The sequence below is a fragment of the Desulfogranum japonicum DSM 18378 genome, from assembly GCF_000429945.1.
Taxonomy (GTDB): Bacteria; Desulfobacterota; Desulfobulbia; order Desulfobulbales; family Desulfobulbaceae; genus Desulfogranum; species Desulfogranum japonicum.
The window spans coordinates 1-6,447 of record NZ_AUCV01000084.1; the positions used below are offsets into that span (position 1 = coordinate 1).

3 protein-coding genes and 2 pseudogenes are annotated in these 6,447 nt (G+C 43.8%); 2 read left to right on the forward strand and 3 right to left on the reverse strand.

The window, feature by feature from the left end:
• Nucleotides 1–245 (forward strand): annotated as a pseudogene (locus G493_RS34120) (IS1634 family transposase); the annotation flags it as partial.
• A 1,229-nt stretch (nt 246–1,474) separates the two neighbouring features.
• On the opposite strand, the gene G493_RS0121915 reads toward G493_RS34120, so the two are convergent.
• Together G493_RS0121915 and G493_RS34925 are read right to left on the reverse strand one after the other, a co-directional pair.
• Entirely contained in the window at nt 1,475–4,048 is a 2,574-nt protein-coding gene (locus tag G493_RS0121915) for a DUF3857 domain-containing protein (protein WP_028582095.1), read from the reverse strand.
• Between the two features lie 117 nt (nt 4,049–4,165).
• Entirely contained in the window at nt 4,166–4,387 is a 222-nt protein-coding gene (locus G493_RS34925) for a GNAT family N-acetyltransferase (RefSeq protein WP_084813717.1), read from the reverse strand.
• 272 nt (nt 4,388–4,659) lie between these two features.
• Between G493_RS34925 and G493_RS34485 the strand changes: the two are divergent.
• A pseudogene (locus tag G493_RS34485) lies at nt 4,660–5,280 on the forward strand (ISAs1 family transposase).
• A gap of 411 nt (nt 5,281–5,691) precedes the next feature.
• On the opposite strand, the gene G493_RS0121940 reads toward G493_RS34485, so the two are convergent.
• Entirely contained in the window at nt 5,692–6,171 is a 480-nt protein-coding gene (locus tag G493_RS0121940; RefSeq protein ID WP_028582099.1) for a hypothetical protein, read from the reverse strand.
• Nucleotides 6,172–6,447: the final 276 nt, after the last annotated feature.

A 6,447-nucleotide genomic window follows, 5' to 3' on the forward strand; every position in this document is an offset into this window, starting at 1 on the left:
TTCTAGCATACCATCTTGTTCATCTGATTCGACTAACGTTGAAAAAGGCAGGTATTGTGAGTAACTGGGCAAGCATACGTCAGATTCTTTCTACCCAGTGCAGAATGACAATTTCAATGAAGTGTAAGAACGGCAGTACAGTGCACGTGAGAAAAAGTAGCCGCCCGGATGCATCCCAACAGGAAATTTTGTCAGCTCTTGGAGTGCAAAATCTACCAGGTAAGCAGGTGAAGACAACAATATGAATAAAAAGTAACTGCTCACAGAATAAGAAAAAAAAGTAGTGCCATAACGGCACATGCTGAATCGGTAAATATCTGTATTTGCGATAAATTGTGATCCAGTGTCACGAATTTGGGTTAACATTTCTCCTGATGTGGCAAAATCAGGGCAATAATTGAGCAGAAAATGAGTGAGAATTGAGGCTGACGGAAAGGTTGTCAAGGCTTCCTATATAAATCTTTAGTTATGCTTCATTTCTCTTTAGCTCTATCATCTTGATAAAACAAAGAAAGCATTTCTTTGAAAGGCTTTCGTTGTAAATATTGCCAGATATAATCTCGTCGCCCTGTGACTATACCTGCTGGCCAGGTGGTTATTTTCTCCTCAAAAAAAGCGCTGAATAGTGGAAAATTTTACGTGAGGCGGGATGTTAAGATTCCAGCCTCTATGGTTAGTAACTGGTCTGCAGCATGTGAACTTATTGATATTATAGAGGGTTGCCATCTGTTGCTTGTTGTTGTGAGGTAGGTTAAGGTTATCCAGAATTCTTTGCAGGACATTAGCTGTTTTTTGAGGCCCTCTGAGCCTCAACGCTGTTGCGGAATTTCTATAGTTATTACAATTATTAACACAAGTTGTTAGCGACAGCTGAGTTATCCTTCGCGATACATTTACTGTTTTTCTATCTGTTCCGTGAAAAGACCGTATTGTGTAAAATCAAGCAGTTGTTGATCGTTACAACAAGCCAGGTGCACAGGAAACATATTAAGTTGGGGTCTTTCGAGGACGGCTATGATTGCCAGGTGCAATGTATGATTTGTAATCGTGGTGCTGACCAGCGCCATGAACCACGCGGATGAGCGGCGTGAACAAGCTAGCGGCAAGTTCACGACCACTCGATCCGCCTCGTTGTCGAGCGAGAGCCGCTGCGGTCACTCGAATATGGAACAAGCTATTGCAGATGAACACACGGCGATCCACCGTGCGGGAGCTCATCCGCGTGATTGCCGGAGGCGAGAGTGAGCGCATCGGCTCTCACCTCCGGCAACGTGGAGTTGAGCGGTGAGCTGTTTTTTGGGCGAAACCGTCTCGAACGATTAGTTGTGTAATGTATGTCGCTGATATGAAGTAATAAAAATGCAAGATCCTGTGTTTATCTTTGCGTTCCGATACTCATTTCTGAGAGCGAAGATTGAATCTCCTAGAGCGCACCCGTTCTGCTAAAGGGATATCCTGGGATTTATTCTTTTTTTCATTCTTCAGTGATTTCTTTTCTTCTGGTTTCTGTAAATGTGGCTTTGACCCGTTTGGATTTGATGAAATAGCTTGTCCAGATCACCGTGTAGATGAGCTGTCGTGCCAGCCCACCAGTATCTGCTTCATCTTGTCTAAATCCTTCTGGTATAACCATGGTGGCGACTATTTCATCACCGATAGTGACGATCAGGGCAGATAACAGAAAAATAATATAGAGTTTTGGAAAGGTGTGTCGACGTTTAAAATAAAGTACCAGCAAGTAGAATGCGGCGATAAAGAGCAGGCTGTTAACTAAAAATTCACAGCAGATAAGGGCTTGCACTCGGTATCCCAGTTGGTTTCCAAGGAGACCCCATTCCGTTACTGAAAATATATTCAGGAAATCGCGTGACTGGAACAGAATCCTTAAAGGTGTAAATACCAGTCCAAGCCCCGGTATGATAAGCCAGCCACCAAGTCCTTCCAGTTGGCTGTCAACCTGTTCCCCTGGTCCGGGAAGGGGATCATAGAGGTAGATCAACTTCAGAAGCAGTAAAATGCTGCCGATAATTGTGATGAATGCTGCCGCGATCATCAGCCAGTTGATATCATCTTTTGGGGGAAGTTGTGAGGTTGATTCAACTTTGGGGTTGGGCAGTTGAATCTGGTACCCGGCCAGGCTGAGTAGTTGGTTTATATCCTTGGAATAGGTGTCTATGTCTTCCGGCGCGACGTGGTCGCTTCGGGATTCGTAGCTGTAGTCAATGTTTAGTATATTGTTCTCATAGCTAATATTCTGTGTGAAAAGGAATGCCTTATTGTCGATGGTGAATGTTTCGTTTTCAAAAAGGGAGTTTTGAGGGACGATAATCTTCGTTGACTGTTTATATTGCACAGGATGACTGATGCTGTAGGGCATCGTGCGGATAGGTGAGGAGACTTTTTTGATGTGGTCAAGAAGGAGAAACGGCTCAAAATTAGCGTTGACATAACTTTCCTGATCATCACCTATCCAGATTTCGGGTATTGCATATCCTTCTTTAATGGAAATGACATTTTGCTTTTCATTATCGTCAATTCTCATCTCCTCGAGCAGTTGGCTACCGGGGTAGACTTTGGCCGTGTAGTTGAGGTACGATTGCTGGATAGTCTTCAGGTTCGACTCGGAAAGGGATTTACGCATGTCGTCCGCATAATAGTTTGTCATCCAGGTTTGGATACGATAGGTCGTAGGTATTTGGGGATCGGAGATATCGAATGTTTCCTCCACCCTCTTTGAGTGCAAAGCGGTGAGGTCCAATGTCATGTGTGTCAGAGCCTTGCTCTTTTCATCTATAACCAGCGCGTATTCGTAATCCGGCTGGTAGATATGATCCAGTTTGCCGGCCTGATAATTACGGGCAGGGTCCAGCCAGTAGTTTTTCCCGGCGTGGCGAACAAGGGTAATGACATGGTTAAAGGCCAGCGGGGTAGGCAGTCTGTTAAGGATGTGCCTGCCACTGTAGGAGTGCACCAGAGCAGCCTGGGTCTCGATGTTCATGCCATTAAGCAGACTGGCAAGTAATCTTGCTTTATCCTTGCAGTCGCCGAAACGTCTTTCGATAACGATTTCAGGGGCGTTGGGGCGGTGTGAGTTCTCACCCATTTCAAGACCGAGATAACGAATGTCGTCCTGGACAAAGCGAAAAGCTGCAAGAATTCTCTCTTCATCAGATTGGCAGGATTCAGTAATGTTTTTTATGACGGACTGCAATGAGGGTGAGTTGATGATGTTCTTGTACATGGGAAGGGCCCAAGCTACAACATCTGACCAGCTTTTATAATCACTTAAGTAGACTGTGGGGTACGGCATATACCAGTCCGGGGTTGCTGTATCTTTATTTAAGGCTTCTGTATTTTCTTCCAGCCAGACATATTCGGTAATACCCGCTCTCCTGACGATGTTCGGTTCCTTTTTGAAAACGTGGGATTTTATAAACAGCGGGCGGGATGATGGCCACAGCAGTCGGTAGTGACAGCGGGAGACCGGAACGGACCATCCGAAACGCAGGCTCTTTGCAAAATGGCCTTCAAAAACAGGGTTGGCCCCTTTTATTGTATAACTGTATTCGATAGAGTCTCCCACCCGGACATCTTCAACAAGGATACTGAGGGTTTTCGAACCGTCATAAATCTGGTAGTCGAGATCTTCCTCCCGTTGCAAAATGCTTAACCTGGCTGTATCAATTTTGTCGAGGACCGTTCCTTTCCTGTGTATCTTCAAGGAATGGAGCATAATAGATTCATAGAGCGGATCGAAATCAATAGTTATCTGTGAGATTTCCTGGACACCAGTAGGATTGAGAGCTTTTTCTGAATAATGACAAAACTTTTCCTGTCCGTTTTTTTCTACCTTGATTTGATAATCGGTTAAAAGGTAAGCGACACCGCCGCTATGGTCTTCCCGGGGAGTGCTGTCCTGCTGTGTCGCTTGGAGTGGCGCAACCCATTGTGGAACCGGTGTGAATTCATAATCAGCCCCAAAAAGAAGTGAGGCGGAGAGAATGGTTAAGGTAAACAGGATGATTGAAAGAGAGATATGTGTACGCATTTTGTTGTTTTCAGACAGTTATGGAGAGAAGCAATTTAATATTGGTTTAACGTGCGGGTAACTTGGCGGGCGCGTCGTTTAGCCCGGTCAAGTTCACCTGGTTTTTGGCCTTTCCGGTCATAGTTGTTTTTTGAATATAGTGATATTGTTCTTCGCAAATTTATTTCCAACTGGATCGAAACCCAATTTTCTTGCAATAGCAATGGCTGGGTAATTGTCTTTATTGGTCATGATATAGAATAGACTGCTTCCTTTAGATTGAGCATCTTTTAAGGCATCATTTGAAAGAGTGGTCGCGATTCCCAGCTTGCGATTTGATGGATGAACATGAAAACCCAAATTTGCATTGCCTTTTAAATCCTTACGAAAAAAATATTTACCTGACCAATCATTTCCTAATCAATATAAGCGACCTTCGTAGAAATATGGTCTTGCCTCTTCGGATCGTAGCCAGGGCAAGCGCACGAAAATGTCACAGTAAGGTGTATTTAAGACATTATTTCGGAGGCTGCGTTTAAATAAAAATCTCATTAAATCAGATTGTTATTCACTTATATTCGTATAGTTTATATGCACACCCTTCAAAAAAAACATCAATACAGAGAAGGGTTATGAATACAGTACAGCCAGACATTGCCACACATTTCGAGAACTTAAAAGATCCAAGAGTTGAAGGGAAGAGTCGGCATCTACTCAGTGATATCGTTATCATCGCTATTTGCGGTGTAATTGGTGGTGTATCAGGTTGGGATCAAATAGAGATTTTCGGGAAAGCCAAGCAGGAATGGTTTTCCAATTTCTTGGAGCTGCCAAACGGCATTCCGGGACATGATACTTTTCGACGGGTATTATCTTGTATAAATGCCAAGTCTTTTCAAGAGTGCTTCTTGAGCTAGGTGCGCTCAACTGTGAAGGTAACTGATGGTGAAATAGTTCCTATTTACGGGAAAACTTTGAGGCGGTCCTACGATTCCAGATCGGGCAAGGCTGCTATCCATATGGTTAGTGCCTGGGGAATAAAAAATGGACTCGTATTGGGACAGGTCAAGACCGATGAAAAATCCAATGAGATCAACGCAATTCCACAACTCCTGGAACTATTTGAAATTAAGGGCTGTATAGTAACTATCGATGCTATGGGCTGCCAGGAATCGCCAAAATTGGTTAATGGCATAGGCGTACGCCCCTTCCGGTCTGGTGCACACGCACGTTATGTTCACTCCATAAAGTAAATAATCGTTGATACTACCAACATTAACCAACCGATAGAAAACAACACCTTCGATAATTTCGTGTATGATGTCCTTTTCTGGTCTCCAAAAGACCGAAAAATAGAACCAGGTGTGGCAGCAAATGAAAAACTGAAGAAGCTTGCGCCCAAAATATTGAATGCAACTCTGTTTGATTCTGCAATGAATAACATCAAAGCTACAGCTATGAAAAATACCCCACAAACATCCATAGCCACAGTCGCATGTAGATTAGATTTGTCTATTCTTTCATTTTGCATTGTATAAAATTCAAAACATAATCGCGGTGCTTGACGCAGTCAGCATCGCGATTCATGGCGACGAAGTCGCCATGAACGCCGTGCTCTGGGGCAAACCGTAGCGCAGCGTAGGTTTGTCCCTAGCAGCACTTTGTTATGAGCAGGCTTGCTCATGAGCTAATTTATATTCTTCGAACTTGCTATACGGAAAATCACCATCTCGGTGCTCTTTAAAGCTTTTTTCCGACATAAGATCTCTAATTTTCTCCATTTGCCGCAGTATACAAATGGAGAATAATTTTAGTTTCACTTCAAAATCTAGTGTTTCCAATTTTGGTTTATCAAATGTATTTACTTGGGTGCATTCAGTGATTGAAACTAATATTTTGTGCTTTTGCTCCAGATTTCGCTTTATGGACCATTTGTACTCTCCTGGTTCATCATGCCACACAAATTCAGTTTCATTAGCACCTTGAAGTAACTCAGTCATGCTGTTGAGTAATACTTCGATCGGGTTCTCGAAAATATGCGTAGGCCCCATTTGGTAGATCTTTCCCTCCACAAAGATTAAGCATGTGCTCCATCCGTGATTCTCAAGGAAATAGAAAAAATCTATGTCGTCAGGATACTTCATTGCTCAATCCGCCTCGTTGTCGAGCGAGAGCCGCTGCGGTCACTCGAATATTGAACAAGCTATTGCAGATGAACATACGGCGATCCACCGTGCGGCAGCTCATCCGCGTGGTTGCCGGAGGCGAGAGTGAGCGCAGCGGCTCTCGTCTCCGGCAACGTATTGCTCACAGGGCGCGCGCTTCAGGGCAATCGCATGGGTAATAACCTATACTCAAGCAAATAGTATACTTTCTTTTATCGTCTTAACAGGTTACATAGTTTTCTTCGTCACCCCTGA

What these genes read in the sequence shown, in the direction of transcription:
- G493_RS0121915 (WP_028582095.1), bottom strand. Translation starts at nt 4,048, where the DNA reads ATGCGTACACATATCTCTCTTTCAATCATCCTGTTTACCTTAACCATT.
- G493_RS0121940 (WP_028582099.1), bottom strand. Translation starts at nt 6,171, where the DNA reads ATGAAGTATCCTGACGACATAGATTTTTTCTATTTCCTTGAGAATCAC.